The organism is Nocardia yamanashiensis (genome assembly GCF_021183565.1).
Classification (GTDB): Bacteria; Actinomycetota; Actinomycetes; order Mycobacteriales; family Mycobacteriaceae; genus Nocardia; species Nocardia yamanashiensis.
In genome coordinates, this window is sequence record NZ_CP089226.1 from 4,478,389 (window position 1) to 4,505,019 (window position 26,631).

Annotated in this window: 27 protein-coding genes; 10 read left to right on the forward strand and 17 right to left on the reverse strand. The window is 68.2% G+C overall.

Features of this window, described 5'->3' with window-relative positions; genetic code table 11:
• Positions 1 to 64 precede the first annotated feature (64 nt).
• Positions 65 to 553 carry a GNAT family N-acetyltransferase gene (locus LTV02_RS21180; RefSeq protein ID WP_233033176.1) on the forward strand — a complete coding sequence of 163 codons (489 nt, stop codon included), beginning with the start codon at positions 65 to 67 and terminating at the stop codon, positions 551 to 553.
• Here the strand turns inward: LTV02_RS21180 and glgA are convergent.
• Positions 550 to 1,719: a glycogen synthase gene (glgA, locus tag LTV02_RS21185; RefSeq protein WP_233041647.1), complete on the reverse strand. Its 1,170-nt coding sequence runs from the start codon at positions 1,717 to 1,719 to the stop codon at positions 550 to 552. The two genes, LTV02_RS21180 and glgA, sit on opposite strands and share 4 nt — an antisense overlap.
• A 135-nt stretch (positions 1,720 to 1,854) precedes the next feature.
• Here glgA and glgC point away from each other — a divergent pair, with 135 nt between their 5' ends.
• Positions 1,855 to 3,069: a glucose-1-phosphate adenylyltransferase gene (gene glgC / locus LTV02_RS21190; protein WP_067720132.1), complete on the forward strand. Its 1,215-nt coding sequence runs from the start codon at positions 1,855 to 1,857 to the stop codon at positions 3,067 to 3,069.
• Between the two features lie 90 nt (positions 3,070 to 3,159).
• Positions 3,160 to 4,374, forward strand: a complete 1,215-nt coding sequence (locus LTV02_RS21195) for a DUF7373 family lipoprotein (RefSeq protein WP_233033178.1) — start codon at positions 3,160 to 3,162, stop codon at positions 4,372 to 4,374.
• Positions 4,375 to 4,435: 61 nt separating this feature from the next.
• Here the strand turns inward: LTV02_RS21195 and LTV02_RS21200 are convergent, their stop codons facing one another.
• The 6 genes from LTV02_RS21200 to LTV02_RS21225 all read right to left on the reverse strand — a co-directional run bounded on the left by LTV02_RS21200 (position 4,436) and on the right by LTV02_RS21225 (position 9,319).
• Positions 4,436 to 4,909: a hypothetical protein gene (locus LTV02_RS21200; RefSeq protein ID WP_233033180.1), complete on the reverse strand. Its 474-nt coding sequence runs from the start codon at positions 4,907 to 4,909 to the stop codon at positions 4,436 to 4,438.
• Positions 4,910 to 4,988: 79 nt separating this feature from the next.
• Positions 4,989 to 5,198, reverse strand: coding sequence for a hypothetical protein (locus tag LTV02_RS21205; RefSeq protein ID WP_233033182.1), 210 nt, complete (start codon positions 5,196 to 5,198; stop codon positions 4,989 to 4,991).
• Positions 5,199 to 5,366: 168 nt separating this feature from the next.
• Complete coding sequence (locus LTV02_RS21210; RefSeq protein ID WP_233033184.1) at positions 5,367 to 7,013, reverse strand: ABC transporter permease; 1,647 nt, start codon at positions 7,011 to 7,013, stop codon at positions 5,367 to 5,369.
• On the reverse strand, positions 7,010 to 7,951 hold the full coding sequence (locus tag LTV02_RS21215) for an ABC transporter ATP-binding protein (RefSeq protein WP_233033187.1): 942 nt from the start codon (positions 7,949 to 7,951) through the stop codon (positions 7,010 to 7,012). Before LTV02_RS21215 ends, LTV02_RS21210 begins: the two co-directional genes overlap by 4 nt.
• Positions 7,952 to 7,983: 32 nt before the next feature.
• Positions 7,984 to 8,619, reverse strand: a complete 636-nt coding sequence (locus LTV02_RS21220) for a TetR/AcrR family transcriptional regulator (RefSeq protein WP_169815415.1) — start codon at positions 8,617 to 8,619, stop codon at positions 7,984 to 7,986.
• A gap of 52 nt (positions 8,620 to 8,671) precedes the next feature.
• Positions 8,672 to 9,319 (reverse strand): O-methyltransferase, encoded by a 648-nt coding sequence (locus LTV02_RS21225; protein WP_233033189.1) that lies wholly within the window; start codon positions 9,317 to 9,319, stop codon positions 8,672 to 8,674.
• A 238-nt stretch (positions 9,320 to 9,557) separates the two neighbouring features.
• Between LTV02_RS21225 and sigE the strand changes: the two genes are divergently transcribed.
• The 5 genes from sigE (at position 9,558) to LTV02_RS21250 (ending at position 13,736) form a co-directional block, all read left to right on the forward strand.
• Positions 9,558 to 10,265 carry an RNA polymerase sigma factor SigE gene (gene sigE, locus LTV02_RS21230; protein WP_084535519.1) on the forward strand — a complete coding sequence of 236 codons (708 nt, stop codon included), beginning with the start codon at positions 9,558 to 9,560 and terminating at the stop codon, positions 10,263 to 10,265.
• Between the two features lie 93 nt (positions 10,266 to 10,358).
• Positions 10,359 to 10,772 carry a hypothetical protein gene (locus tag LTV02_RS21235; protein ID WP_067720116.1) on the forward strand — a complete coding sequence of 138 codons (414 nt, stop codon included), beginning with the start codon at positions 10,359 to 10,361 and terminating at the stop codon, positions 10,770 to 10,772.
• 10 nt (positions 10,773 to 10,782) lie between these two features.
• Positions 10,783 to 12,372 carry a S1C family serine protease gene (locus tag LTV02_RS21240; RefSeq protein ID WP_408639246.1) on the forward strand — a complete coding sequence of 530 codons (1,590 nt, stop codon included), beginning with the start codon at positions 10,783 to 10,785 and terminating at the stop codon, positions 12,370 to 12,372.
• Positions 12,373 to 12,438: 66 nt separating this feature from the next.
• Entirely contained in the window at positions 12,439 to 12,840 is a 402-nt protein-coding gene (tatB, locus tag LTV02_RS21245) for a Sec-independent protein translocase protein TatB (RefSeq protein ID WP_233033191.1), read from the forward strand.
• Between the two features lie 59 nt (positions 12,841 to 12,899).
• Positions 12,900 to 13,736 carry a hypothetical protein gene (locus LTV02_RS21250; RefSeq protein ID WP_067721746.1) on the forward strand — a complete coding sequence of 279 codons (837 nt, stop codon included), beginning with the start codon at positions 12,900 to 12,902 and terminating at the stop codon, positions 13,734 to 13,736.
• 157 nt (positions 13,737 to 13,893) lie between these two features.
• Here LTV02_RS21250 and LTV02_RS21255 read toward each other — a convergent pair whose 3' ends face one another.
• The 6 genes from LTV02_RS21255 to dapE form a co-directional block, all read right to left on the reverse strand.
• Positions 13,894 to 14,814: a glucosyl-3-phosphoglycerate synthase gene (locus LTV02_RS21255; protein WP_067721747.1), complete on the reverse strand. Its 921-nt coding sequence runs from the start codon at positions 14,812 to 14,814 to the stop codon at positions 13,894 to 13,896.
• Positions 14,811 to 15,683, reverse strand: coding sequence for a dihydropteroate synthase (folP, locus tag LTV02_RS21260; protein ID WP_233033193.1), 873 nt, complete (start codon positions 15,681 to 15,683; stop codon positions 14,811 to 14,813). Before folP ends, LTV02_RS21255 begins: the two co-directional genes overlap by 4 nt.
• Before the next feature lie 74 nt (positions 15,684 to 15,757).
• On the reverse strand, positions 15,758 to 17,521 hold the full coding sequence (locus tag LTV02_RS21265) for a long-chain-acyl-CoA synthetase (RefSeq protein WP_233033195.1): 1,764 nt from the start codon (positions 17,519 to 17,521) through the stop codon (positions 15,758 to 15,760).
• Positions 17,522 to 17,674: 153 nt separating this feature from the next.
• Positions 17,675 to 18,226: an LOG family protein gene (locus tag LTV02_RS21270; RefSeq protein ID WP_233041649.1), complete on the reverse strand. Its 552-nt coding sequence runs from the start codon at positions 18,224 to 18,226 to the stop codon at positions 17,675 to 17,677.
• Between the two features lie 5 nt (positions 18,227 to 18,231).
• On the reverse strand, positions 18,232 to 19,032 hold the full coding sequence (locus tag LTV02_RS21275; protein WP_233033197.1) for an LOG family protein: 801 nt from the start codon (positions 19,030 to 19,032) through the stop codon (positions 18,232 to 18,234).
• A gap of 19 nt (positions 19,033 to 19,051) precedes the next feature.
• The gene (gene dapE, locus LTV02_RS21280; RefSeq protein WP_233033198.1) at positions 19,052 to 20,155 is read right to left on the reverse strand and encodes a succinyl-diaminopimelate desuccinylase; all 1,104 of its coding nucleotides are present in this window, start codon (positions 20,153 to 20,155) and stop codon (positions 19,052 to 19,054) included.
• Positions 20,156 to 20,281: 126 nt separating this feature from the next.
• Here dapE and dapD point away from each other — a divergent pair, with 126 nt between their 5' ends.
• Positions 20,282 to 21,235: a 2,3,4,5-tetrahydropyridine-2,6-dicarboxylate N-succinyltransferase gene (gene dapD / locus LTV02_RS21285; protein ID WP_233033199.1), complete on the forward strand. Its 954-nt coding sequence runs from the start codon at positions 20,282 to 20,284 to the stop codon at positions 21,233 to 21,235.
• 14 nt (positions 21,236 to 21,249) lie between these two features.
• On the opposite strand, the gene LTV02_RS21290 is transcribed toward dapD, so the two are convergent.
• The 4 genes from LTV02_RS21290 to aztB all read right to left on the reverse strand — a co-directional run bounded on the left by LTV02_RS21290 (position 21,250) and on the right by aztB (position 25,872).
• Positions 21,250 to 21,621, reverse strand: coding sequence for a PPOX class F420-dependent oxidoreductase (locus LTV02_RS21290; protein ID WP_233033200.1), 372 nt, complete (start codon positions 21,619 to 21,621; stop codon positions 21,250 to 21,252).
• A 72-nt stretch (positions 21,622 to 21,693) separates the two neighbouring features.
• On the reverse strand, positions 21,694 to 22,839 hold the full coding sequence (gene aztD / locus LTV02_RS21295; protein ID WP_233033201.1) for a zinc metallochaperone AztD: 1,146 nt from the start codon (positions 22,837 to 22,839) through the stop codon (positions 21,694 to 21,696).
• Positions 22,840 to 22,876: 37 nt separating this feature from the next.
• Positions 22,877 to 23,797 carry a zinc ABC transporter substrate-binding protein AztC gene (gene aztC / locus LTV02_RS21300; RefSeq protein WP_233033202.1) on the reverse strand — a complete coding sequence of 307 codons (921 nt, stop codon included), beginning with the start codon at positions 23,795 to 23,797 and terminating at the stop codon, positions 22,877 to 22,879.
• A complete protein-coding gene (gene aztB / locus LTV02_RS21305) occupies positions 23,794 to 25,872 on the reverse strand; it encodes a zinc ABC transporter permease AztB (RefSeq protein WP_233033203.1) in 2,079 nt (692 codons plus the stop codon). Before aztB ends, aztC begins: the two co-directional genes overlap by 4 nt.
• Here aztB and aztA point away from each other — a divergent pair.
• Complete coding sequence (gene aztA, locus LTV02_RS21310) at positions 25,867 to 26,616, forward strand: zinc ABC transporter ATP-binding protein AztA (protein ID WP_233033204.1); 750 nt, start codon at positions 25,867 to 25,869, stop codon at positions 26,614 to 26,616. The genes aztB and aztA overlap by 6 nt on opposite strands.
• Positions 26,617 to 26,631 lie beyond the last annotated feature (15 nt).

Below are 26,631 nucleotides of genomic sequence, written 5' to 3' on the forward strand. Positions count from 1 at the left end.
GAGCGTATCAATCGCAGCTATCAAGTATTGGACGTTATGGTTCGAGGCTGGGCATGCTGTGCTGGTGACTCAGCAGACCGACGCCCTCGTGATCGAGCCGATGGCCACCCTCGCCGACGCCGCGGCCTTCAAGGAACTCAATCTGGAGTGGATCACCAAGATCTTCGAGGTCGAACCGGCCGATCTGGTGACGCTCGACGACCCGCAGCGCATCGTGACCGACGGCGGGCAGGTGCTGGTGGCCCGCGACGGCGCGGATATCGTCGGCTGCGTGGCGCTGGTCGCGGACCGGCCGGGCGTGTTCGAACTGTCGAAAATGGCGGTGACGCCGCGGGTTCAGGGCCGGGGCGTGGGCCGCCGGCTGCTGGAGACCGCGCTCGGCCTGGCCCGGCGGATGGGCGCCACCGAGGTCTTCCTGGCCAGCAACAGCGCGCTGCAGGACGCGGTGCACCTCTACGAATCGTTCGGCTTCGTGCACGTCCCGCCCGCCGAACTGCCGCCGTTCCACTACGACCGCGCGGATGTGTTCATGCGGTATGTGTTCGCGGACTAGCTCTTTCGCACCAGGTCGTAGATGGCCGCCGTGCGCGCCGCGACTTGTGCCCAGTCGAACTCGCCGATCGCCCGCGCCCGGCCCGCGACGCCCATGGCCGCGGCCGCGACCGGATCGCCGGCGACCTGATTGACCGCGTGCGCCAGCCCGCGCTCGAAAGCCCCGGGCGCGGACTCGTCGTAGTGCACCAGCCGCCCGGTCACGCCTTCGAGCACGACCTCCGGAATACCGCCCACATCCGAGGCCACCACCGCGGTCCCGCAGGCCATCGCCTCCAGGTTCACGATGCCCAGCGGTTCGTACACCGACGGGCAGATGAACACGGTGGCCGCCGCCAGCACCTGCCGCACCAGTTCGGTGGGCAGCATCTGCTTCACCCAGTACACGCCGTCGCGGGTGGCGCTCAGTTCGCGAACCGCCGCCGCCACTTCGGCTTCCATGGCCGGGGTGTCGGCGGCTCCGGCGCACAGCACCAGCTGAATGTCCGGATCCAGGTGCCGGGCCGCCGCCAGCAGATGCCCGACGCCCTTCTGCCGGGTGATGCGCCCGACGAAGGCCGCGATGGGCCGCTCCTGATGCACGCCGAGTTCGGTGAGGATGTCCCGGCTTTCGAGCGCGGGCCCGCCCGGATGCCAGACCCGCGCGTCGATTCCGTTGTGCACCACGTGCACTCGCGCCGGATCGATATCGGGGTAGGCGGCCAGCACATCGGCCCGCATGCCCGCGCTGACCGCGATCACCGCGTCGGCGGAGACCATGGCATTGTGCTCGGACCAGGAGGAGAGCCGGTAGCCGCCGCCGAGCTGCTCGGCCTTCCAGGGCCGGCGCGGTTCCAGCGAATGCGCGGTGAGCACGTGCGGAATCCCGTACAGGGTGGCGGCCAGGTGCCCGGCCAGGCCGGTGTACCAGGTGTGCGAGTGCACCACGTCCATCCCGGCGGCGGCATCGGCCATGCGCAATTGCGCGGACATCATCTGCAGCACCGAATTGGCGGCGTAGAGCATCGGATCTGGTTGGTGCACCACGGCATCGGCGCGCTCGACGCCCATGCAGTGCACGGTCACGTCGCACAGTTCGCGTAGTCGCGGCACCAGTTCGGTGACGTGCACGCCCGCCCCGCCGTACACCTCGGGCGGGTATTCACGAGTCATCATGGCGACGCGCAGATCGCGGCCGCCGTCCGAGCCGGAACTCACCGGTCCAAACTAATCGCTCCCACCCATGGTCACCAATCGCCGGCGCTATCGACACGGAACGTGCTGGCCATTCCAGGTTCGATTAGTACCGGTAGTTTGGCGGGTGTGAGGAGCCAGCCGCACGTACTCGGGATCGTGCTCGCCGGTGGCGAGGGGAAGCGACTGTTTCCCCTCACCAAGGATCGCGCCAAGCCGGCCGTTCCGTTCGGGGGCGCCTACCGGCTCATCGACTTCGTGCTGTCCAACCTCGTCAATGCCGGCTATCTGCGGATCTGCGTTCTCACCCAGTACAAATCGCATTCGCTGGACCGGCACATCTCGCAGACCTGGCGGCTGTCGGGTTTCGGCGGCGAGTACATCACTCCGGTGCCGGCGCAGCAGCGGCTGGGCCCGCGCTGGTACACCGGCAGCGCGGACGCCATCATGCAGTCGCTGAACCTGATCTACGACGAGGATCCCGAATACATCGTGGTGTTCGGCGCGGATCACGTGTACCGGATGGATCCGGAGCAGATGGTGCGGGCGCACATCGAATCCGGGGCGGGGGTGACGGTGGCGGGCATCCGGGTGCCGCGCAGCACCGCGAGCGCGTTCGGCTGCATCGATTCCGACGAGTCCGGCCGGATCGTGAATTTCCTGGAGAAGCCCGCGCATCCGCCCGGCACCCCGGACGATCCGAACTCCACCTTCGCCTCCATGGGCAATTACGTCTTCACCACCAAGGTGCTGGTGGACGCCATTCGCGCGGACGCCGACGACAACGATTCCGATCACGATATGGGCGGCGACATCATTCCGGGCCTGGTTCGTTCGGGCGCAGCCTCGGTCTACGACTTCGCCGAGAACGAGGTGCCGGGCGCGACCGATCGCAGCCGCGGCTACTGGCGCGATGTCGGCACCCTGGACGCCTTCTACGAGGCGCATATGGATCTGGTCTCGGTGGATCCGGTGTTCGATCTGTACAACAAGCACTGGCCGATTCGCGGTGCGGCCGAGAACCTGCCGCCCGCCAAGTTCGGGCGCGGCGGGCTGGCGCAGGAATCGATCGTGGGCGCGGGTTCGATCCTGTCGGCGGCCACCGTCCGCAATTCGGTGCTCTTCTCCAATGTGATGGTCGAGGACGGCGCGACCGTGGAGGGCAGCGTGCTCATGCCCGGGGTGCGGATCGGGCGCGGCGCGGTGGTGCGGCACGCGATTCTGGACAAGAACGTGGTGGTGTCGGAGGGCGAGATCATCGGCGTCGATCTGGACCGGGACCGGGATCGTTTCGCGGTGAGCAATGGCGGCGTGGTGACCGTCGGCAAGGGCATCTGGGTGTGACCCGCCGATAACGGTGGACACCCACCGCTTCCGGGTCCGAAAATCTAGGGGCCGGAGCGCTACCGGCAGGGTGGCGCGGGAGGGAGCATCATGGGCCGCCGCAAGCGCCGGTTCTCGACAGCAACCCGGATCGTCACCGCCGTCACGTGCGTGGCCCTGACCGCCCTGGTGGCGGGGTGCGGCAAACAGGGGCACGCGGTGGCGGGCGAACTCGATGTCCGCACGCTCGACGCCGGGAGCTACCCGGTGAACCGCCACACCTATGTGCAATCGGCCGACGGCAAAGGCGCGGTGCTGGAAGGCATTCGGATGGCCGATGCCGTGGTGCCGGGCGTGCAGGTGGACGAGAGCGTGGGCATCGGCCGCGGCGGCGTGGTGCTGGCCTCGGCCAAGGACGTGATCAGCGTCAGCCATCTGTCCAATACCGCCAAGCCGATCCTGGAGGGCCGCGGTTTCCTGACCGGATTCGCCACCAGCAGTACGGATCTGCGCGAGCAGGCCAATACCGACGAGGCCAATCCGAAGGCCACCACGGTCACCATCCGGGTGCTGCGCATGTCCACCGCCGACAATGCCAAGCTGGCCGCGCGCGAGATCGAGGACGCGGATTTCAATGTGGCGCTGGACCAGAACAAGAAGCTGACCCTGACCGAGTACCCGGACGCGTACATGCACTGGCGGCCGGGCGTGGCGAATATCGGCGCGATCATGGCGCACAAGGATTTCGTGATCTCGCTGTTCATCACCCGGCCCAAGTCCGAACAGGCCGATCTGCTGTCCTGGGTGCGCAAGGCGCTGGACGCGCAGGTGCCGGCGCTGGATTCGTTCCAGGCCACCGCCGCCGATCAGCTGGAAAAGCTGCCGGTGGATCCGGGGCGGATGCTGGCCCGGGTGCTGACCGACAATCGCGACAATCACACGCCCGACCCGGACAATTTCGCGGTGTACGGCCCGAGCATGATGGTGCATCCGGCGGGCGAGCAGGCGCTGCGGCAGCGGCTTGTGAACGACACCGGCATGGACGCGATGGCGATCGTCGGCGACAACTACACCTTCCGGGTGCGCGACGCCAAGGCCGGGGCCGATCTGGTGAGCGGGCTGATCAGCGGGCTGGACGAGACCAATGGCGCTGCGCCGGACAAGGTTCCGGACACCAAGTGCGTGACGCACAAGACCAGCAGCAAGACGATCTACCGCTGTTATGTGGCGTACAAGCGCTATGTCGGCGTGGTGAACGCCGATAACGAAGCCGCATCACACCAGGCTGCGGCGGCGCAATACGCTTTGCTCGCGAACAGCTTGTAGCACAACGTCTTCCGCTGAGGCGCCGCCGGAACGAGCGGTGGCGCGCAACGGGCGGCGGGTATCAGTACCGGACGATATCCGCGTCCAGCGCACGCCAGGCGGCGGGCCGGGAGCCGTGCGCGTGGCGTCGCGGCTCCCGGTCGTCGGCGCACCCGGCGCAGTCGGAAATGCCTGTGGCGGTGTCGCTCTCGCGATGCACCGGCGGATGGGTCCGGCGATCGTGCCCGCGCGGCGGCCGGGCCGGTCCCGGACGGCTGCCCGGCGAACTGTCGTCGCGGAAGCGGTAGTCCCGGAAACCGAACGGCTGCAACAGCGCTCGCAGGAAAGCGGGCCCATCGGCGGGCAGCACGGTGCGGTCCTCGCCGAGCAGGTCGACGCCCTGGTGGTACCAGACGCGCGCGACCAGTCCCTCCACCGGATCCACCGCCCGGAAGGTGGCGTGCCCGTCGGTATTCAGCCGGAACTCGGCGATCCGCCGCCATTCCCCGGACTCGCGCAGATACAAACCGACCACGGACGGAACCCGCTGACTCATGGAAACCTCGATCGTCGAACTCTCCGATGGAGTATCCGCGATGAACCTCCGGTAATCCTCCGATCGCCGGATGATCACCTCATTGCTGGTACACGGGCGACGGCGTCATGCAGAACGGTTCGCACGGTCCGGGCGTGGACGGTACGACATGCGATTGGTCGTCGAAGCGCGCCCCGCTGACCAGCAGCAGGACCAGCAGTCCGGCCGCGAGTATCAGGCCGAAGAAGACCATTGCGGGCCATAGCCAGCCCGTGGGCAAATGCACGCCGAGGACGAGTCCTTCGAGCATCTCCCCCACCTCCTAGCGAAAATCGTTCCCCTATCGGTGGTACCACCCGAAGCGGGCTCGAATCCACCCCTGTGCCCTGCCCGTGCGCTGCCTCGAAGGGCATGGGCAAGGGCGGCAAACGCGCGATGCCACCGGCGGAACCGGTGGCATCACGGGCGAATCCGATGGTCAGCGCAGGTCGCGCCGCCGGAAGGCGATGAGCCCCAAGCCGATCAGCGCCGCGTCGACAACCAGCAGCACCACCAGCGGTGTGGCGGTGAACTCACCCCCGGGCAGCTTGGGCGCGTGCTCGAACGGTTCGAGATCGCGCAACCACTGCGGGGCACCGGAAATCGCGCCGAGCAGGAATACCGCGATGGCGGCGGTCAGCACGCCCCAGGCGACGGGCGTCCAGCGCGGCGCCAGCCCGAACAGCAGCACCGTAACCCCGGTGAACACCCACACCGCCGGCAACTGCACCAGCGCCGCCGCGAGGGTGTCGCCGACCTTGCCGCCGACGTCACCGGCGGCGCGCCCGTAGACGATTCCGCCGAGCAGCGCCGAAACCGTCAGCGCCACCGCCGGTCCGCCGATCGCGTACATCAGATGCGATGCCGCCCAACGGGTTCGCGATACCGCGCCGGTGAGCACGATCTCGGCCCGCTGCGCGCTCTCCTCGGCGTGCAGCCGCAGCGCCGCCGACACCGAGTACGCCGCGGCCGCCACCGCGATCATGGTGAACGCGTAGGTGAGCATGGAGTTCTCCAGCGACTCCGACCCGCCCATGCGCGTGATCAGATCCTTGATGGCCTGACTGCTGCCGAGCTCGTCCCCGATCCCGTGCACCACGCTGCCGATCAGCAATCCGTAGAGCCCGAGCCCGGCGGTCCAGGCCACCAGCGTGCCGCGCTGCAACCGCCAGGCCAGTCCGAACGGACCGCTCAGCGCCGGGCTCGCGGCCGGCGCGCCCAGCCGTTCGGCGATCAGCCCCGCACCCATGTCCCGGTGCCGCAGCAGCGAATACGCGATGACGGTCAGCACCAGCACGGCCGCCAGGTGCAGCAGCAGCACCGCGAAATGATCGCCCGCGTACGGCCGCACCTGCAGCGACCAGCCCTGCGGCGACAACCAGGTGAGCGGACTGGTCGGTCCGTCTCCGGCCCGCGCGTCCCCGATGGCGCGCAGGGTATAGGTGGTCCCCAGCACCGCGAACGCGATACCGCGGGCCAGCCGCGCCCCGGCGCACAGCTGCGCCGCCACCGCCGCGACGGAGGCGAACACCGCGCCGGATCCGGCCAGCGCCAGCCCGAAGGCCAGCGATCCGTCGCGCGGCACGTCGGTGCCGGACAGACTCAGGAAGGCCAGCAGCCCGGTGGCCAGCGCCGCGCCGTAGCCGAGGATCAGCGCCGCGGTGAGGCTCGCGTACCGCCCCACCCGGGTGGCGGCGACGAGTTCCTCACGCCCCGTTTCCTCTTCGGCCCGGGTGTGCCGGATGACGGTGAGAATGGTGGCGATGGCGATCAGGGTGTAGAACATCCCCGCTTTCCAGATGCCGACCGCGCCCAGGCTGGTGTTGTACACCGGCCCGTACATGGCCAGCTGCGCCGGGCTGGCCAGAATCGTGGCCGCGAAACCGGCCCGGTCCGCCTCGCTCGGATACACCGAGGCGATGCTGTCGATGTACACGCTGCCCACCGGCAGTGACAGCAGCAGCACCCACAGCGGCAGCACGATGCGATCGCGTCGCAGGTACAGCCGCAGCAGCTGCCCGGTCCCGGTGAAATCGGCTGTGCGTAAAGATGTTCCGATGGTTCGCGGTGCGGTGATGGCGGTCATTTCGCCACCTTCTCCCGGGTCTCGGTGACCGCCTCGCCCTCGCCGTTCAGCGAATAGTGCCGCAGGAAGAGCTCTTCCAGTGTCGGCGGCTGGCTGACCAGACTGCGCACCCCGGCGTCGCCGAGCACCCGGATGAGCTCCCCCAGATGCTCGCTGTCCACCTGGCAGCGCAGCGTCCGCCCGTCGACGGCGATATCCGACACCCCGGCGATCCGGCTCAGATCCCCTGGGTCCCCGGCCAATTCGGCGGTGATGGAGGTCCGGCTCAGATGCCGCATCTCGGCCAGGGTCCCGGTCTCCACGGTCCGCCCGGCCCGGATGATGGTCACCCGCTCGCACAGCTTCTCCACCTCGGACAGAATGTGGCTGGACAGCAGCACGGTGACCCCGCGCGCGCTCGCCTCGGCCACACATTCCCCGAATACCTGCTCCATCAACGGATCCAGCCCGGAGGTGGGTTCGTCGAGCAGCAGCAGTCGCGCATTGGAGGAGAAGGCCGAAACCAGTGCGACCTTCTGCCGGTTGCCCTTCGAGTAGGTGCGCGCCTTCTTGCGCGGATCCAGTTCGAACCGCTGGATCAGCTCGGCGCGCCGCTCCTGGTCGATGCCGCCGCGCATACGCGCCAGCAGGTCGATGGTCTCCCCGCCCGAGAGCGAGGGCCAGAGCGTGACATCGCCTGGCACATAGGCGATATCGCGATGCAGCGCGACCGCGTCGGTCCACGGATCGCGGCCCAGCAGCCGCGCCTCCCCGGAGGTCTTGGACAGAATGCCGAGCAGGACGCGAATGGTGGTGGATTTCCCGGCGCCGTTGGGCCCCAGGAAGCCGTGCACTTCGCCGTCGCGGACCTCGAGGTCCAGGCCGTCGAGTGCGCGCACCTGCCCGAAGTGCTTGTGCAAGCCCCGGATCTCGATCGCGGGGGTGGCAGGAACGTTCATCGAATCTCCTAGGTAGGAAGACGATTTCGGATTCAGGCCGGTTCTTTGCCGGTCAGTGCGTCCAGGGCGGACGAGTCGGTGAGCAGCCCGTGCGTGTACAGCTCCAGCGCGGGCAGCATCATGCGATCGGCGTAGTCGCGCAGCGCTTTCCGGAAGTCCATGGGTCCCGGGTGCTCGGCCGCGTAGAGCTGCAGGAACATCATCATGCCGCCGCCGTTGGTGATCGCCACGTAGCGGGCGAACGCCTTGACGTCGGGCAGGGGCCGGATGGTGCCGGCGGCGATGCCGGTGGTGAGGTAGACCTCGACGTCTTCCACCATGTGTTCGAAGAACACCTTCATCAACGGCCCGCCGGACTGGAAGCTCCGCAGCATGTAGGCCATGTACGGCGCGAAATCCTCGATCTCGGCGAGTTGCTGCATGAGACTGCCGGGCGACGGATGCTCGATGTACTCGGTCTTGGCCGTGCGCACGACTTCTCGCACCCGGTCGTCGCACGCCTCGCGCAGCCCGTCCTTCGACCCGAAGTGATGGATCACCAGCCCCGGCGAGACGCCCGCCGCGGTCGCGATGGCCCGCACCCCGACCCCGAACCCCTCCGCGCCGAAAGCGGCGATGGCCGCATCGCGAATCCGGGCCCGGGTCGTCAGATCCTCTGCTGAACGCACGTTTAATATGCTAAACAGTCGTTCAACAAGAGCGCAAGAGGTACCTGGATCGCTAGCCCCGCGAAGCGCAGAGCAGCCCGTCACCCACCGGAATCAGCACGCTGGTCAGCTGCGGATCCTCGGCGATGGCCCGGGTCGCGGCCCGCACCGCCATGGTCTGCGGATCCCGCTGCGCCGGATCCGGCACCCGCCCGCCGAGCAGCGCGTTGTGCAGCACGATGGCCCCGCCCTCGCGCAGTAATCGCACCGCCTGCTCCACGTACTGCGGATGCTCCAGCGGCGCGGCATCGATGAACACCAGGTCGTAGGCACCATCGGCCAAGCGCGGCAACACATCCAGGGCCCGGCCGTTGATCAGCCGGGTGCGCGCCGGGGTGATCTCCGCCGACCGGAACGCCTCCCGCGCCGCGCGCTGATGCTCGGGTTCGGAATCGATGGTGGTCAGCGTGCCGTCCTCACGCATGCCGTCGAGCAGCCACAGCCCGCTCACCCCGGCCCCGGTGCCCACCTCGACCACCGCGCGGGCACTCAGCAATTGGGCGTACATGCTCAGCAACGCGCCCACCGCCGGAGGCACCGGGCCCGCCCCCAGTTCCAGGGCGCGCTCGCGCGCGGCGACGAGAATCTCGTCCTCGGCGACCGATTCCTCCACGTAGGCGAGGTTTCGCTGCAGGTTCGTTGCGGCGGCAGGCTGGCTCACGATTCAAAGGCTAATGGCGAACAGGTGCTCAGGCGTGGCGGTGACCGGCCGGTGTGGCGATTTTTTCTCAGGTGTCCCTCAGCCTCCACATACGGCGACCACATGCGGACCGACGAAAGTATTGCCTACGCCAGGCCAGCGACCGGCGGATCCCGGCACCGGGAACAACTCGACCAACCAGGTCGGTTGTACCGGACACCGAGGTTCACGGTCCCGAGTAGGAGGTAACCCCATCCACATGGTCGACGCGGCGCGTGAACACGCCAACACTCTGCACCCGCAGATTCAGCCGCTGGACAGCGACACCACGCTGAACGGCGAGTTCCTATTGTCTTCCGATGGCCTCACCCCCGAGGATACCGACGAACTCCTCAGCGGGACGGCCGCTTTCGACGCCACCGGCGACCGCACCATGATGCCGTCCTGGGACGAGTTGGTCCGCGAGCACGCCGATCGCGTGTACCGCCTGGCCTATCGCCTGACCGGTGATCAGCAGGATGCCGAGGACCTGACCCAGGAAACCTTCATCCGGGTCTTCCGCTCGCTGTCGAACTATCAGCCCGGCACCTTCGAGGGCTGGCTGCACCGCATCACCACCAACCTGTTCCTGGACATGGTCCGCCGGCGCAATCGCATCCGGATGGAGGCGCTGCCCGAGGACTACGACCGGGTGCCGTCCGAGGGTCCCGGCCCGGAGCAGGCCTATCACGACGCCAATCTGGACCCGGACCTGCAGACCGCGCTGGACGCGCTGGCCCCGGAGTTCCGCGCCGCGGTCGTGCTCTGTGACATCGAAGGACTGTCGTACGAGGAGATCGGCGCGACGCTGGGCGTCAAGCTGGGGACCGTGCGCAGCCGCATCCACCGTGGACGTCAGGCACTGCGCGAGCACCTCGAGCATAATGGGATTGAGCGGCGGGTCGCCGCTGCCGAAAACGTCGGGTGACAGTGCGGGCCGCAGTGGTCCGCGCGTCGTTTTCCCCGGTTCCGCCGAGGTCGTCCGGAAGGGTGTGCAGCGCATGAGTGGCGAGGCCAGCGTATGAATGGTCAGGAGAATGCGCCCCGTCGTCCTCGATTCGCTCCGACCGAGCATCTGGCCAGCGAGGCCATCGCCGCCTACGTGGACGGCGAATTGCGGATGAACGCGTATCTGCGCGCCGCCCATCATCTTTCGCTGTGCCACGAGTGCGCGGCCGAGGTGGACGCGCAGCAGCAGGCGCGCATCGCCCTGCAGCAGTCCAAGGACCAGATTTCCGCCCCGCTGCGTTTGCACGACACGCTCAGCCGCATTCCGCTCTCGGAATTGCCGGGCGCCGAGCACAACAATCACCAGCTGCCGAATGCGGCGGAGCAGCATTCCGATCGGAATATGCTCGCGCGCGGCGTGAGTTCCTTCGGCCTGCGCCAAGATTCGTTCGACAGCAGACGGTGGACCTCGTGGTGGCGCAAGTAGAGTTCATCGCGTGACCACCGAATCGAAGAACACGGGCCCGGTTCCGGGTGAGGGGCCCGCGGACAAGATCGCGCCGGCGGCTGCCGCGGCGACTTCGGATTCGGCGGCTGATCGGGGGAACCTGAGGCCGTCGGACGCACCCGTCTTGGGGCCGCGGCCGGTATATCGGCCGCATGTCGACAATCACACCGCCCGCGCTTTCCGCCGCCCCAATGGCCAGCACGGTTCCTTCGCGCCGCATACCGCGGCCGCCGCGGCGGCTGCCGCCAAGGGCTCGCCGGAGCTGGTGAACCGGCCGCCGGACGCGGTGCTGGCCGAGGCGTTCGGCCGTCCGCGGGGTTCCGACGAACTGCTGCAACGGGATCCGGACGCGCCGGGCGAGAAGGCCGCCCCCGCCGCCCCGGCCGATCCGTGGCGCGACCCCTCCACCGGCGCCCGGCTGGGCGCGCCCGCGGTGGAGGCGCCCGCTCCAGCGCCGTCCGCGCCGGGCCGCAAGCTGACCGCGCGCGAGGTGCTCTTCGGCGGCCGGGTGTCGCCGACGGCGCTGGCGGTGCTGGCCTCGGTCGCGCTGGTGATCGGCCTGGCCGGCGGACTGGTGGGGCGGTTGACCGGGGATTCGGTGTCCTCGTTGACCTCGCGCAAGGTGGCGCTGCAATCGGCCGAGGGTTCCGATCAGCCGCACACCCAGATCACCAAGGTGGTCGACGCGGTCATGCCCGCGGTGGTGACCGTGCGCGCCTGGGTCGGCGACAGCGGGTCCTCCGGTTCGGGCGTGGTCATCGACGGCGGCGGCTACATCGTCACCAACAATCACGTGATCTCGCTGGCCGCCAATGACAAGACCGGCAAGGCGCAGCTGCAGGTGGTCTTCTCCGACGGCACCCGGGTACCGACCAAGATCGTCGGCCGGGACACCAAATCCGATCTGGCCGTGCTCAAGGTCGATGTGAAGAACCTGTCGGTGATCCAGCTCGGCAATTCCGACGACGTCCAGGTGGGCGACGAGGTGCTGGCGCTGGGTTCGCCGCTGGGCCTGGAGAAGACCGTCACCTCCGGCATCGTCTCGGCGCTGCACCGGCCGGTGAAGGTCGGCGGCGAGGGCACCGACACCAATGCCACGCTCGACGCCGTGCAGACCGACGCGGCCATCAACCACGGCAACTCCGGTGGCGCGCTGGTGGATATGCAGGGCCGGCTGATCGGCATCAACTCCGCCATCAAGTCCGAGTCGGGCGGTTCGGTGGGCCTGGGTTTCGCCATTCCGATCGATCAGGTCAAGCGGATCTCGCAGGCGCTGATCCGGGACGGCAAGGTGTTCCACGCCTGGCTCGGGGTGAGCGCCAAGACCAAGATCGTCGCCAATGACGTGATGAGCGGCGCCGCCGTGGCCGATGTGCGGGCCGACAGCCCGGCCGCCAAGGCCGGCATCGTCGAGGGCGACGTGATCGTGAAGGTCGGCGACCGGGATGTCACCGGGCCGGAGGAACTGACCGTGGCGGTGCAGTCGCACGAAATCGGCCAGACGGTGAACTTCCGCCTGATTCGCGATGGCCGTGAGGTGGACGTACCGGTCACTCTGGAATCGGACGACAACAAGTAGGCGATGTGTTTTCCCTGCGGGTGCGGCGGCGAAAAAGCCGAAATCGGACACGGGTAACCTAGTCCCGTGTTCAGCAATATCGGCTGGGGCGAGATGTTGATTCTGCTCGTCGCCGCACTCGTCATTCTCGGCCCCGAGCGACTGCCCGGTGCCATTCGCTGGACCGCCACGTCGCTGAAGCAGGCGCGCGACTATGCGACCGGGGCCACGCAGCAGTTGAAGCAGGAGCTGGGTCCGGAGTTCGACGAACTTCGCAAGCCCTTGGAACAGCTGAACGAACTGCGCAGTATGAATCCCAAATCGCTCGTCACCAAACACCTCTTCGACGGCGACGATTCCCTCCTCACGGGTAATTTCGACAAGCCCACTAACGCCTCGAACAGCGGATACGGCAATTTTTCGATGCCCGAGCAACAGAAACCGCTGGAGCGCAACGAACGTCCGCCGGTCGATCCGGACGCCACCTGAGATCAATTACGTTCAGCGGACTTGACACCCAAGGCTGTCCAGCTATCTAGACTGCGGGAATGTCGGCCGACGAGGTGGCGAAGGTGTTCGCGATCGAAGACAAGGTCGAGCGCCTCAAAGCCGCCACCGACGGCGTGGCGGCGGCGCAGCAGACCATCAATGAACTGACCCGGATCCGCCGCGCGGTCATTCGCGAACTACACGCCGAAGGGTGGACCTTCGCGAGAATCGGTGCGGCGGCCGGACTTTCCCGGGCGCGCATCCATCAGGTGAGTACGCAGGGACCGGTGCCGGAGGGGTTGTTCTTCGGGCACGGGCCGCTCACCATCCTGACGCCGGACGTGCGCAGCACCACGCGCGCGCTCGCGCTGGTGGGCGCGCCGGATGCCGCAGCCCCGCACCGGCTGGTGGAATTACTGCGGGAATTGGGTTTCCAGGCGGCTGTACAGCGATTCCTGCCGGGACGGCCGCTCGATCTCGACCGGGACGGGCTGATCGTGCTCGGCGGGCCCGAATTGTCGCCCAGTCTGCGGTATCTCGTGGCGGCGGACCCGCGGCTGCGGCGGACCGTGGCGCGGGCCGGGCGGGTGCGCCGGGGCATCGAGGATCGGGCCGCGCGGCGGGTGTACCGGCCCGGCGGGACCGAGCCCTACGACATCGCCTACCTGGCAAGGCTTCCCCGGCCCGACGGCAAGGGCACGGTGCTCGTCATCGACGGCCTGCACCCGCCCGCCTCGCTCGGTGCCATCCGGCTGCTGGCGACCCGCCTGGCCACCCTGCACGAGCGTGCCGGCACGCATCCGTTCTCCGCCGTCGTCGGCGTGCGCTACGACCGGAACACCGGCGAGCCGATCGAAGCCGACCTGCTCACACCCATTTACCGGCACGACCGTTGAGCCGATAGCACCGAAAAATCAACGCCCCCGCACCTTTACAGATGCGGGGGCGAATTTCGTAATGAGACGGGGCACCGCCTCCGCACCCATAACTGGAGTCCGCCCCGCACCCTTCAAGGGTGCGGGGCGGACTTCCAGGTACCAGCGCCGCCGAAACTCAGGCGGCGGCCCATTCGGGGCGCAGGGTGTTCATCGGAGGGCGGTCCGCCAGGGACACCTCGGTGGCGTGGGCGGTGAATTCGCCGCCCACCAGCGGGAATTGCGTGAGCGCCGCGCCGGAGTCGTTGACCCCGCTGCGGCCCAGCACGGTGCCGAGGATCTGCCTGCTCATCACGCCCAGATCCGACAGCGGCCGGTTGCGGTGCTGGCGCACACCGAGATTCACCTGGCCGATGGCGTTCAGCCCGAGCAGGTCGTAGGTGTCCAGCAGCAGGCCGATCTCCACGCCGTAGCCGGGCGCGAACGGCACCGAGGCGAGCAGTTCGCGGGTGCCCGCGTACTCACCGCCCAAGGGCTGCAGCACATTCGACAGTTCCGGCCGCAGCGCGGACAGCAGCGGCCGGGCCACCAGCTCGGTCACCCGCCCGCCGCCGTGGTGGTCGATGTTCTCGCCCTGCCGCAGCGGCCGGCGGTAATACGCCTTCACCAGGTGCATGCCGTCGACGGTCAGCAGTGGACCCAGCAACTTGGGCACGAACAGCGGATCCGGATCGATCAGATCCGAATCCACGAATGCCACGAGATCGCCGGAGGTGACGGCGAGGGACCGCCACAGGCACTCCCCCTTGCCCGGCACCGGCTCGAGTTCCGGCACCGCCTGTTCCCGGCTCACCACGCGCGCTCCCGCGGCCTGTGCGCGTTCGGCGGTGGCGTCGGTGGACCCGGAGTCCAGAACCACCAGTTCGTCCACCAGCGTGCCCAGCAGCGGCCGGATACTGCCCACCACGGTGGCGACGGTGTCTTCCTCGTTGAGCGCGGGCAGGACGACCGAGACGGTCCGGTCCCCCTTGGCTTCGATGAGTTCCTCGACGGTCCAGTCGGGAGCGTCGAACGTGTTGCGGCGTACCCAATCGATCATGCGAGACCTCGCAGGGTTCGTGCGGGTGGTCGGATCCCCTGAATCGCGGCGATCATGTCCACCACCCGGCGCGTGTGGCCGACCTCGTGCACCCGAAAGACCCGGGCACCCGCGGCGGCCGACCAAGCAGTCGCTGCCAATGTGCCCTCCAATCGTTCGGTCAGGCCGACACCAAGAGTCTCTCCGATGAAATCCTTATTGCTCAGCGCCATCAAGACAGGCCATCCGGTTTTCACAAGAACGTCTATTCCCCGCAACAATTCCAGCCCGTGGTACGTGTTTTTGCCGAAATCGTGGGTGGGATCGATCAGGATCGAATCTTTTGCCACTCCGGCCGCCGCGGCGCGCTCGGCGGCGGCCACCACGGTTTCGGTGACTTCGGCCACCACATCGGCGTAGCGCACCCGGAACGGGCGCGTGCGCGGGATGGCGCCGCCGGTGTGCGAGCACACGATGCCCACGCCCGTTTCGGCCGCCACGCCCACCAAATCCGGGTCGGCCCCGGCCCAGGTGTCGTTGATCAGGTTCGCGCCCTCGGCCACCGCCGCGCGGGCGACATCGGCCCGCCAGGTGTCGATGCTGATCAGCAGATCCGGATAGCGCTCCCGGATGGCGGCCACGAACGGCACCACCCGGCGGGCTTCCTCGACGGCGTCGACCTCCGCGCCCGGCCCGGCCTTCACCCCGCCGATATCGACCAGATCCGCGCCCTCGGCGACCGCCCTGTCGACCGCCGCCATTGCCGCATCGTCGCTGAACGTCGCGCCCCGGTCATAGAACGAGTCCGGCGTCCGGTTCACGATCGCCATGACAAGCGCCCGATCCGTCGCCACCGGCTTCCCGCACAACGTCGGCAACGGCGCACACATGACCTCGACTGTACCGAGTGCAGTATCACGCTTGCTGGGCAGCCGACCGGAATCGGCCGCCCGTCACCGGGCGGTCAGTTGGCCGGTGCGCGGCCCGCCGCGACCTCGGCGGGGTACTCGTCGTAGGCCGGGACGTAACCGTCGGTACGACCTGCCAGCACGTAGAGATCACTGTCGGCGTCGGGGACGAAGCCCTGTTTGCGGAGTTCGACCTTGCGGCTCTTGAAGGTGGAGGTCTGCTCGAGTTCGGGGACGACGCGAATGAACAGGGGCACAGCGTAATTGGGGAGCTGTTCGTAGAGCGCTTTGGCCGCCACCTTGCCGTCGAAGGCCGCGCCCTCGTGCAGCGTCACCGCCGCCATGCCGGCCTTGCCGTCCGCGCCGGGGACGTCGACGCCGTAGACGACCGCCTGGGTGACCGCGTCGATGCCGCCGAACGCGCCCTCGACCTCGGTGGTGGCCACGTTCTCACCCTTCCAGCGGAAGGTGTCGCCGAGCCGGTCCACGAAGGCGATATGCCCCCAGCGCTGGTCGCGGACCAGGTCACCGGTGTCGAACCAGCAGTCCCCGGCCTTGAACCCGTCGCGGACCAGTTTGGCTTCGGTGGCGGACTTGTCGGTGTAGCCGTCGAAGGGCGAGCTGTTCGTCACCTTGGCCAGCAGCAGCCCGACGCCGCCCGCGGGCACCCGGCGCAGCTTGCCGTCCGGACCGCGCAGCGCCTTGCCGGTGGCCTCGTCGTACTCGACGATGGCGAACGGCAGCGGGGTGAAACCGGCGGTCTTGTCGACGCTGAAGGCATTGATGAAAGCGACGTTTCCCTCACTCGCGCCGTAGAACTCGACGATCCGCTTGATGCCGAACCGCTGCCGGAACTCGTCCCACAGCTCCGGGCGCAGGCCGTTGCCGACCGCCAGCCGGACCCGATGGGCGCGGTCGGCGCGCCGGACCGGCTGGTTGAGCAGATACCGGCACAATTCGCCGATGTAGACGAAGGCGGTGGCGTCGTGGGCGATGGCCTCGTCCCAGAACCGCGAAGCCGAGAACTTCTGCCCCAGCGCGAAACTCGCACCCCCGGCGATCACCGAGGACAGCGCCACCGTGAGCGCGTTGTTGTGATAGAGCGGCAGGCAGCAATACAGGGTGTCGTTCGGCCGCAGCCGCACGCCGAGCCCGCCGATCCCGGCCATGGACTTGGTCCAGCGCAGATGGGTCATGACGCTGGCCTTGGGCAGGCCGGTGGTGCCGGAGGTGAAGATCAGGTACGCCCGTTCGCGGGCCGTGATCTCCTCGCACACAGCGGGATTGCCGGAATCGGCGGTCGCGGCGGCGGCCTCCAGTTCGCGGGTCCAGAGCAGGTTCGGCCGCGTCTCGCCGAGTGTCTCCAGCGCCTCGGCGCATTCCTCGCCGATCACATCGACCTTGGAGTTCAGCAGCCCGAAACTGTGCCGCAGCACCACATCTCGCTGATGATGGTTGAGCAGCCCGGCGGTCGCGCCCAGCTTCACGGTGGCCAGCACCGTGAACAGCGCCTCCGGCCGATTGGTGAGCAGGATGCCGACCACGTCCCCGCGCTCGACGCCCCGTCCGGCCAGCACGTGCGCGTACCGGTTCACCAGTTCGTTGGCCTCGCCCCAGCTGTACACGCGCCCTTCGTATTTCAGGAAGGGCCGGTCCGGGTGGATGGCCGCGGCGCGCTGGAAGAACAATCCGATGGATGCCTTGTCCCCGGATTTCACCAGCATGCGCACGGCGTTGCGCAGCATCGAGGGGGCGTCCACGGCCATTCCGGGCAGGCTGCGGGCCAGATCCAGCAGGCCGACGGTCGAACGGGCATCCATATTCACTTCGTTGTGCTCCTCACCAGGTCGTGCTCGGTGGCGCGGTGACGCGACGTTCCCCCTGTACCGGGTATGCCCCATTGCGCCCGATTCCTACCCTGGCGGATGAATGCCGCCTTGTCGAGTGAAACCGACTGGTTTCGCAAAGGCGATTCAGAACCCGGGACGCAGGGCGGCGAAGGCGGACTCCAGATCCGCGGCGCGCACCACCTTCTCCAGCGATTCCCGGCCCACGAACCCGCGCTCGCGCAGCTGACCGATCCAGTCGAACAGGCCGTCGTAGAAGCCGTTCGGGTCCAGCACCACCACCGGCTTGTCGTGCACGCCCAGGTAGGAACCGGTCCAGGTCTCGAAGAACTCTTCGAGCGTCCCGACCCCGCCGGGCAGGGTCAGGAAGGCGTCGGCGCGATCCTCCATGATCTGCTTTCGCTCGCGCATGGAGTCGGTGACGATCAGTTCGTCGGAATCGGTGTCGGCCATCTCGCGGTGCACCAGCTTCTTGGGGATCACGCCGACCGTGTGCGCGCCCGCCGCCCGCGCCGCCGTCGCCACCGCGCCCATCATGGACACGTGCCCGCCGCCGGACACCAATTGCCAACCGCGGCGGCCGATTTCGGCGCCCACCCGGGTCGCCAGTTCCAGCGCCGCCGGATCGGTGGCGCTGGCCGAGCAGTAGACGCAGATCGAATAACCGTCGCCGGACAGGTCGCTCACCACTGATCCTCCACCACGTCCTCGGTCTCGGCGCGCGCTTCGGCGGCCCGCATGACGATCTCCACCACTTCTTCCACGCTGTCGGTGACGTGCACCAGGCTCAGGTCGCCGGGCGCGATCTTGGCCGAGCCGAGCAGCGAATCGCGCATCCAATCCACCAGTCCTGACCAGTATCTGGTGCCGAACAGGATGATCGGGAAGCGGGTGATCTTGCGGGTCTGCACCAGGGTGAGCGCCTCGAACAACTCGTCCAGGGTGCCGAAACCGCCCGGCAGGCAGACGAAGGCCTGCGAATACTTCACGAACATGGTCTTGCGCGCGAAGAAGTACCGGAAGTTGATGCCGAGATCGACCCATTCGTTGAGGTGCTGTTCGAACGGCAGCTCGATGCCCAGGCCGATGGAGTAGCCGCCCGCCTCGGACGCGCCCCGATTGGCCGCCTCCATGGCCCCGGGCCCGCCGCCGGTGATGACCGCGAACCCGGCCCGCGCCAGCGCCCCGCCGATCGCCATGCCCGCCTGATACTCCGGATGCTCCGGGGCGGTCCGCGCCGACCCGAACACCGCCACCGCGGCCGGCACCTCCGCCAAAGCGCCGAAGCCCTCGACGAATTCGGCCTGGATGCGCAGCACCCGCCACGGGTCGGTGTGCACCCAGTCCGCGGGCCCGCGCTCGTCCAGCAGATGCTGATCCGTCGTCCCGATGCCCTTCTTACGATCCCGCCGCAGCATTATCGGCCCACGGAACCTGGGGGTCTTCGACGAACGCGCACCGGAGATTTCACCGTCAGCAGACATGCAGCCAACTGTATTTCATTCAGGCTTTGTCGCCGGTGAGGTAGCTGCGCAGCATGGAGGTGACCTGGGTGATCTGGTCCACCGGCAGGTGTTCGTCGCGCTTGTGCGCCAGGTTCGGGTCGCCGGGGCCGAAGTTCACCGCCGGGATGCCGCGGGCGGCGAAGCGGGAGACGTCGGTCCAGCCGTACTTGGCGCGCACGCCGCCGCTGCCGTGCGCGTGCACGATCTCGATCAGGTCTTTCGCGGCCGGGGCGGACAGGCCGGGCAGCGCGCCGGGGGCGCCGTCGGTGCGTTCGAAACCGAGCTCCAGGCCCGAGAAGACCTCGCGCACATGCTCGGTGGCCTCGTCCAGGGTGCGGTCGGGCGCGAAGCGGAAGTTCACGTCCACCTCGGCGACGTCCGGCACCACATTGCCGGCGACGCCGCCGGACACGCGCACCGCCGACAGGCCCTCGCGGTAGACGCAGCCGTCGATGTCGACCTCGCGGGCCTGGTAGGCAGCGAGGCGTTCCAGGATCGGAGCCAGGCGGTGAATGGCGTTGTCGCCCAGCCAGGCTCGCGCGGTGTGGGCGCGCACGCCGGAGGTGGTGAGCCGGACGCGCAGGGTGCCCTGGCAGCCGGCCTCGATCCAGCCGCCGGAGGGTTCGCCGAGAATGGCGAGGTCGCCTTCCAGCCATTCGGGCAGTTCGCGTTCGATCCGGCCCAGGCCGTTGAATTCGGCGGCGATCTCCTCGGCGTCGTAGAAGATCATGGTCAGGTCGTGCACCGGCTCGGCCACTGTGGCCGCCAGGTGCAGGAAGACCGCGTCACCGGATTTCATGTCGACGCTGCCGCAACCCCACAGCTGGCGTTCGCCGTTCACGCCGACCTCGAAGCGGCTCGGCACATTGTCGGCGATCGGCACGGTGTCCAGGTGCCCGGCCAGAATGACGCGGGTCGGCAGGCCGCGATTGGTGCGGGCCAGCACGGTGTTGCCGTGCCGCACGATCTCGAACCCCGTGGTCTGCTCCTGCAATGCCTTCATCACCAGGTCGGCGATGGCGGCCTCGTCCCGGGAAACGCTCGGGATGTCGACGAGGGCGGCGGCAAGACTGATGGGGTCAGCATGGAGATCGAGGGTCATCTTCTCCACCCTAGGGGAGGATCCGCCTCCGTTCCCTGCATCCCACCTGCGTCGGCACAAACAGACACTATTCGCAACCAACCTCACAGAATCTGCGCGCGCACGGCCCCGGTAACCTGTGCGAACGTGAGCACTCAGGGAGCAGTAGCAGTCGGCCTCGCCACCATCACCGCGAACGGGACGGTGCTGGACACCTGGTACCCGTACCCGCAGCTGGGTGAGTTCGGCGAGACCGGGACGCAGCGGCTGGATGCCTCCGATGTCGAGTACGCCAAGTTCGCGCAGCTGGCGGGCGAGGACGAGGCGCGCCGGGTCGAGGTCGTCGTGGTGCGCACCACCATCGCCGATCTGGCGGCCGCGCCGGTCGACACCCATGACGTCTACCTGCGGCTGCACCTGCTGTCGCATCGCCTGGTGCGCCCACACGGCGCCAACCTGGACGGCATCTTCGGGCTGCTGGCGAACGTGGTGTGGACCAACTTCGGACCCTGCTCCAACGAGGAGTTCGAGCTGACCCGCCTGAAGCTGCGGGCGCGCGGCCCGGTCACCGTGTACGGCGTGGACAAGTTCCCGCGCATGGTCGACTACGTGACCCCCTCGGGCGTGCGCATCGCCGACGCCGACCGCGTGCGCCTGGGCGCGCACCTGGCCGCGGGCACCACCGTCATGCACGAGGGCTTCGTGAACTTCAATGCCGGCACCCTCGGCAACTCCATGGTCGAAGGCCGCATCTCCGCCGGTGTGCTGGTGGGCGACGGCTCCGACGTCGGCGGCGGCGCGTCTATCATGGGCACCCTGTCCGGCGGCGGCAAGCAGGTCATCTCGCTCGGCGAGCGCTGCCTGCTGGGCGCCAACTCGGGGCTGGGCATCTCGCTCGGCGACGATTCGGTGGTCGAGGCGGGCCTGTACGTCACCGCCGGCACCAAGGTGCAGCTGCCGGACGGCGCCATCGTGAAGGCGGCCGAGCTGAGCGGTCAGTCCAACCTGCTGTTCCGCCGCAATTCGCTGACCGGCGCGGTGGAGGTGGTGTCCCGCAAGGGCACCGGCATCGAGCTGAACGCCGCCCTGCACGCCAACTGAGTTGCCGCCGCGGGCTATTCGATCCCGAAGGCGATAACCCGTTCGGGGGTGATCCGGATCAGTTCCGGCGACATCCCCGGACCCCAGGGTTCGACATCCCGCAAAGCCTGTGCGGTGCCCCGGATTTCGAGGCACCGCACAGCCCACGGCTGGATCGACTTCACATCGTCGATCACCAGTGAGACCCGGTCCTCCTTCGCCAGATTCCGGAACTTCTGACTGGCCCCCATCTGATACCCGCCGATATCGATGGTCCCCAGCGCCGCGTTCCAGCGATAGCCGACGGGATTGTTCTGCGGCGAACCGTCCGGCCGCACCGTGGCGAGGCGGCCCAGGCGCTGGCTTTCCAGGTATTCGACCTGCGCGGGCGAGAGCGTTGCGATCATGGCCGTCACGGTAGAACCTCGAGCACGGTCGAGGTCAACCCCACGCCGGGCGGGGCGGCGCCCAGGTCCGGGTCAGTGACTGACGACGCCGCTCAGTTCATTCGGCGATTCCGCGAGAGTGACTGTGGCGGAGATGGTTCCGGCGCCGAGGTCGATACGGTGCACCTGCTTGCGCGCCGGATCCGACACGTAGACGTCACCACCGCGCACGAACAGCGCGGGCCGTGCCTGCTGCCACTTGACCGGTTCCTCCCACGCGCTCAGCACCGGGATCTTGCGGGTGACCGTGCCCGCTTCCGGATCGATCACGTGGATCGCGCCGTCGGTGCCCAGTACCAGCGCCTCGCCCGCCGGCCCGCGTCCCAGCGACCGGAAGGTGTAGCTGGTCCCCAGATCCACGAAGCGCAGTCCTCCGGTGCGGGTGTCGATCAGTGAAACCTGCTGGGGGCGTTCCAGTTCGGCGTCCTTGTCCCGCTTGTAGTCCCCGAGCACGATGGGCGACCGATCCGAGCCGGACTGATTTCCGATGCGCCCGTACGCATCCGGGCTCTCGACCTTGGTGATGACGCCGTCGCGGTAGACGAGCGCGCCGGTCTGGCAGCCCACCACGACGGCTTCCCCGGCGGCCACGGCCTCACCGTGCACGCCCGGGCAGTCCTCGTTGCGCGCGATCTCCTTCCGGTCCCGGTCCAGCACCGCTATGCCGGTGCGCTTCTCCTCGGTCCCGACGGTGACGAGCAACTTCCCGTCGGCCAACTCGACCGCGACGCCGTGATGCGCGGCCGGGGTGCGATAGGTCTGCGTCGGCGGCTTCCCGTCCTCCAACTTCGCCGGATCGAACACGGTCACCTCCCCGGTGCCGTCGGCGAACAGCACCGTCTTCCCCGCATGCCGCACCACGTGACCGGGTTTGACGGCGGGGAACGAGATATCGGTGAGCTCGCCGTGCACGGCGTCCAGCACCCGGAACCCGTCCTGCGTGGACACCATCACATGGTGGTCGTCACCGGCGGGATTGATCCGGTTGAACCCGTCCAGCCGGATCTCCCCGCGCTGCTCCAGGGTCTTGCCGTCCAGGATCCGCATTCCGCCGTCGTAGGTGACCACGATCGGATCGGCGATCGCGGGCTTCGCCGTCTCGCCACCGCCGCATCCGGCGAGAGCGACGGCGACCGCGGTGAGGCCCGCCAATACCGTGGCGCGCGAACGTAACTGCATGTATTGCTCCATTTCTCGTGACAACAGGTGCCGAAGTTCAGGCCGCGCCGAGCCCGCGCACCATGGCGTCGGTATTGGCGCGCATCATTTCCAGGTAGCTCCCCGCGCCCTGCCCCGGCTCGGTGAGCGATTCCGAATACAGCGCGATGACCTGGACCCGCAGCCCGGCCTGCTCCGCCAGCACCCGCGCCAGCCGATCCGGCTGCGAGGAATCGGCGAAGATCGCGCTCACCCCGGCGGCACGCACCGCGCCCGCCAGGTCCGCGAGATCGGCGCTGCTGGGCGAGGCGAGCGTGCTGCCGCCGGGAATCACCGCACCGACCACCTCGAACCCGAAACGCTGTGCGAGATAACCGAAGACGTGATGATTGGTGACCAGCTTCCGCCGCCCCGGATCGATGGTCGCGAAGCGCTCGGTCATCCAGCTCTCGAGCCGCTCGAGTTCGGCGGCATAGCTCGCCGCATTGGCGCGCACGGCGGTGGCGTCGATCCCGTCGACCCGCGCGATCACCGCATCGGCGATCAGCCCGACCGCCCGCCGGACGCGCGCGGGATCGGTCCAGAAATGCGGATCGAGTTTGCCGACCACACCGGACCCGTTGTCCCCGAATCGAATCGGATCGATCCGCTCCCCCACCGCCAGCCCCGGAACCCCCGACTGCTCGGCCGCCGTCACATTGCGCAGCACACCCTCTTCCAGGCCCAGCCCGTTGTGCACGATCAGCCGCGCACGCTCCAGCTGGGCAGCCTGCTTGGCCGACAGGGCGAATTGGTGCGGGTCGGCATTCGCGCTCATCAACACGGTCACGCGTGCGGTGTCGCCGACGACCGCGCGGGTGATGTCGCCGAGAATGTTTGTGGTGACGATGATGTCGGCCCGCTCGTCCCCGGGCTGCGCACAGGCGGCCAGCCCGCAGAGCACGAGCGCGACCACGAACAAGCGACGGGTGGCGCTCATCGGCCGACCTCCACCAGGTAGGTGGGTGCGATGCCCGGCGTGAAAGTCCTTGCCTTGCGCAGATTGTCGCGATAGTCGATCTCGTGGATCACACCGGCTTCGGCGTCGTTCACGTAGGCGCGATCGATGTCGATCTCGATCACCGGCGGCACGGCCCCGTCCGCGACAGGTTTCGCCAGCACGGTGGTGCGCGCCGTCTCCACGCCGGTGGCGGGATCCAGCGCCCGAAGAACGCCATCCCGGCCGAGTACCAGCACGGGCGCCCGCTCCCCCGCCGTATTCACCGCAACCACCGGTCCGGTATCCAGGAAAGTCCAAGTGCGAGCCCGCATATCGAGCAGCCACGCCCCACGGTCCCCCGCCGTGGCGACCAGCCGATCACTACCGGGTCGATAGCGGAATTCCACAGCGCGTTCGTTTTCCGGAACCGGATGCGGATGGTCGATCCGCGAAGCCACGAATCCCGACTCGCCACGCGTGACAACCACCGCGCCGTCGGCGCAAGCGAACACCACCCCGCGCCGCGTCGGCGCGGCCCGCGGTGACCGCGCCCCAGCCCCTGCCGAACAACTCTCGGCAAGCTCCGCGATCACCGGTCCATCCCGGCTGCGCACGGTCATCCGGCCGGAATTCTCCACCACGACAAGGCTTTCGGCGTAGGGAACCGCAGTACCGTCGATGACGCCCCGCTCGGTCACGGTGCCGGCAGCCAAGTCGGCTCGATCCAGCACCGTGGTGCGATCATCCGAAATCACCGCCACCACAGCGGGATCGCTGTGCACTTCGCGCACATCCCGCCCGATACTCCCGACCTCCCGGACCTCGGCCCGGTAGTAGTGCACGTGATCACCATGATCGACGGTCCACGCCCCGCCATCCACGACCCGTGTGGACCCGCCCGTAACCGCATACGCGAACCGATCGTCCCCCTGCAATCGCGCCACCCCCGGCGCCCCACCGATCTCGCTGATCTCCCCGCTCACCAGATCGACCATCCGCATCGCCCCGGACGCCCCATCCGCGACCACCAATCGCCGCTGCTCTTCCGAAACCTCCTGCGCACCTGCGATATACCCATGCGGCACGGGCTCTGATTCATCATTCTGCCCACCGGTCGAGCAAGCCGTCATGGACAGCGCGGCCGTGACGGCCAACAGCAGTGCGCGCGGCTTCAGCCCAGCGGGGCCATCGCCTCGACGTGCGATCCGATCACGCAATCCCGACAGTCCGGCCGAGACGAAGAACAAGCCGACCGCGACGGCCGCGATGGTGGCGCCGGCGGCGGTGCCCGCGTGCCAGGACACCAGCAGTCCGCTCACGGTGGCGAACATGCCGAACAGCGCGGCGAGTGCCATGACGAGGGGAATTCGGTTGGCCCAGTACAGGGCTGCCGCCGGAGGTGCGATGAGCAGGCCGAAGACGAGCAGGGTGCCGACAATGTGGAAGGAGGCGACGATCGCCAGGGTCACCAGGGCGAGCAGGGCGGCTTGGGCGAGGCGGGGTCGCAATCCCAAGGTGGCGGCCTTGCGCGGGTCGAAGGCGAGCGCCACGAAAGCGCGGTGTCCGAGAACCACGATGACCCCGGCGATTCCGAGTGCCACCGCCAGGTAGGCGAGGTCTCGTCCCCTGATGCCGAGGACATCGCCGAACAGGAATCCGGTGACATCGACCGCGAAGGATTGCGACCGCGACACGATGATCACGCCGAGCGCGAGCATCCCCACGAACAGCAATCCGATGCCGGTATCCGCCGAGAAGCGGCGACTGCGCCCCAGGGCCGACACCCCCACCGCCATCGCACCCGCGCTGAATGCCGCGCCCAGCAACAGGTTTCCGCCCAGCAGGGACGCCACGGCGACTCCGGGCAACATCCCGTGTGCCATCGCATCACCCAGAAAAGCCATGCCGCGCACCACAACCCAGGTTCCGGCGAGCGCGCACAAACAGGAAACGAGCAGCCCACCCCACAGGGCCCGCTGTACGAACACGACCTGCAAGGGGTCGAGCAACCACTCCATGGCGAGGCAATCTATAGTGGAAATGATTTTCAATACAAGTAAGGTGAGCTGTTGCACACAAGCGGACTTTCAACGATCGAATTGACCGGCGTCAGCGCCGGATATGCCCGGCATCCCGTCCTGCACGACGTCACGACCGTGATTCCGGGCGGACGCGTCACCGCGATCATCGGGCCGAACGGCTCCGGAAAGTCAACGCTGCTGGGCGTTCTCGCGGGCATCGTGCCCGCCCGTGCGGGAACCGTGAAGTACGTACGGCCCGGCTCGGCGGACACCGTCGAACGCGAGCGGATCAACGACACGACCACACCGATTCGACGCCCCGCACTGGTCGTTCAGCAGAGCGCGATCCCCGAAACGCTCCCGATCACCGTGCGCGAGACCGTCACCATGGGCCGATGGGCCGACCGCGGCCCCTGGCGTCGCCTCACCCGCGCCGACCGCACCCTGATCGACACCTGCATGGAACGCATGGGCGTGGCCGCACTTTCGAACCGCCGCATGACAGCCCTGTCCGGCGGCCAACGCCAGCGCACCCTACTCGCTCAAGCCCTAGCCCAGCAGTCCGACCTGCTCCTCCTGGACGAACCCGCCACCGGCCTGGACCCCGAAGCCCAGCAGGACATCTCGCAACTCCTGCACACCCTGGCAGCCGAAGGCGCAACCATCATCCAAACCACCCACGACCCCCAGGAAGCAAACCGCGCCCACCACCGCCTCCACCTACAATCCGGCCGCCTAACCCCAGAATCCGAAACACCATCCCGGGAAATCACCCCCTCGAAGATCAACGGCACATAACCGAGGCGACACGCC

Coding starts and splice junctions, on each gene's coding strand:
- LTV02_RS21250 (WP_067721746.1), top strand. CDS start 12,900: ATGTCGGCCGACGAGGTGGCGAAGGTGTTCGCGATCGAAGACAAGGTC.
- LTV02_RS21235 (WP_067720116.1), top strand. CDS start 10,359: ATGAATGGTCAGGAGAATGCGCCCCGTCGTCCTCGATTCGCTCCGACC.
- LTV02_RS21205 (WP_233033182.1), bottom strand. CDS start 5,198: ATGCTCGAAGGACTCGTCCTCGGCGTGCATTTGCCCACGGGCTGGCTA.
- LTV02_RS21265 (WP_233033195.1), bottom strand. CDS start 17,521: ATGGATGCCCGTTCGACCGTCGGCCTGCTGGATCTGGCCCGCAGCCTG.
- aztD (WP_233033201.1), bottom strand. CDS start 22,839: ATGCAGTTACGTTCGCGCGCCACGGTATTGGCGGGCCTCACCGCGGTC.
- LTV02_RS21210 (WP_233033184.1), bottom strand. CDS start 7,013: ATGACCGCCATCACCGCACCGCGAACCATCGGAACATCTTTACGCACA.
- sigE (WP_084535519.1), top strand. CDS start 9,558: ATGGTCGACGCGGCGCGTGAACACGCCAACACTCTGCACCCGCAGATT.
- LTV02_RS21290 (WP_233033200.1), bottom strand. CDS start 21,621: ATGATCGCAACGCTCTCGCCCGCGCAGGTCGAATACCTGGAAAGCCAG.
- LTV02_RS21215 (WP_233033187.1), bottom strand. CDS start 7,951: ATGAACGTTCCTGCCACCCCCGCGATCGAGATCCGGGGCTTGCACAAG.
- dapE (WP_233033198.1), bottom strand. CDS start 20,155: ATGACCCTCGATCTCCATGCTGACCCCATCAGTCTTGCCGCCGCCCTC.
- aztC (WP_233033202.1), bottom strand. CDS start 23,797: ATGAGCGCCACCCGTCGCTTGTTCGTGGTCGCGCTCGTGCTCTGCGGG.
- LTV02_RS21255 (WP_067721747.1), bottom strand. CDS start 14,814: ATGATCGATTGGGTACGCCGCAACACGTTCGACGCTCCCGACTGGACC.
- LTV02_RS21275 (WP_233033197.1), bottom strand. CDS start 19,032: ATGTCTGCTGACGGTGAAATCTCCGGTGCGCGTTCGTCGAAGACCCCC.
- LTV02_RS21200 (WP_233033180.1), bottom strand. CDS start 4,909: ATGAGTCAGCGGGTTCCGTCCGTGGTCGGTTTGTATCTGCGCGAGTCC.
- LTV02_RS21195 (WP_233033178.1), top strand. CDS start 3,160: ATGGGCCGCCGCAAGCGCCGGTTCTCGACAGCAACCCGGATCGTCACC.
- folP (WP_233033193.1), bottom strand. CDS start 15,683: ATGTGTGCGCCGTTGCCGACGTTGTGCGGGAAGCCGGTGGCGACGGAT.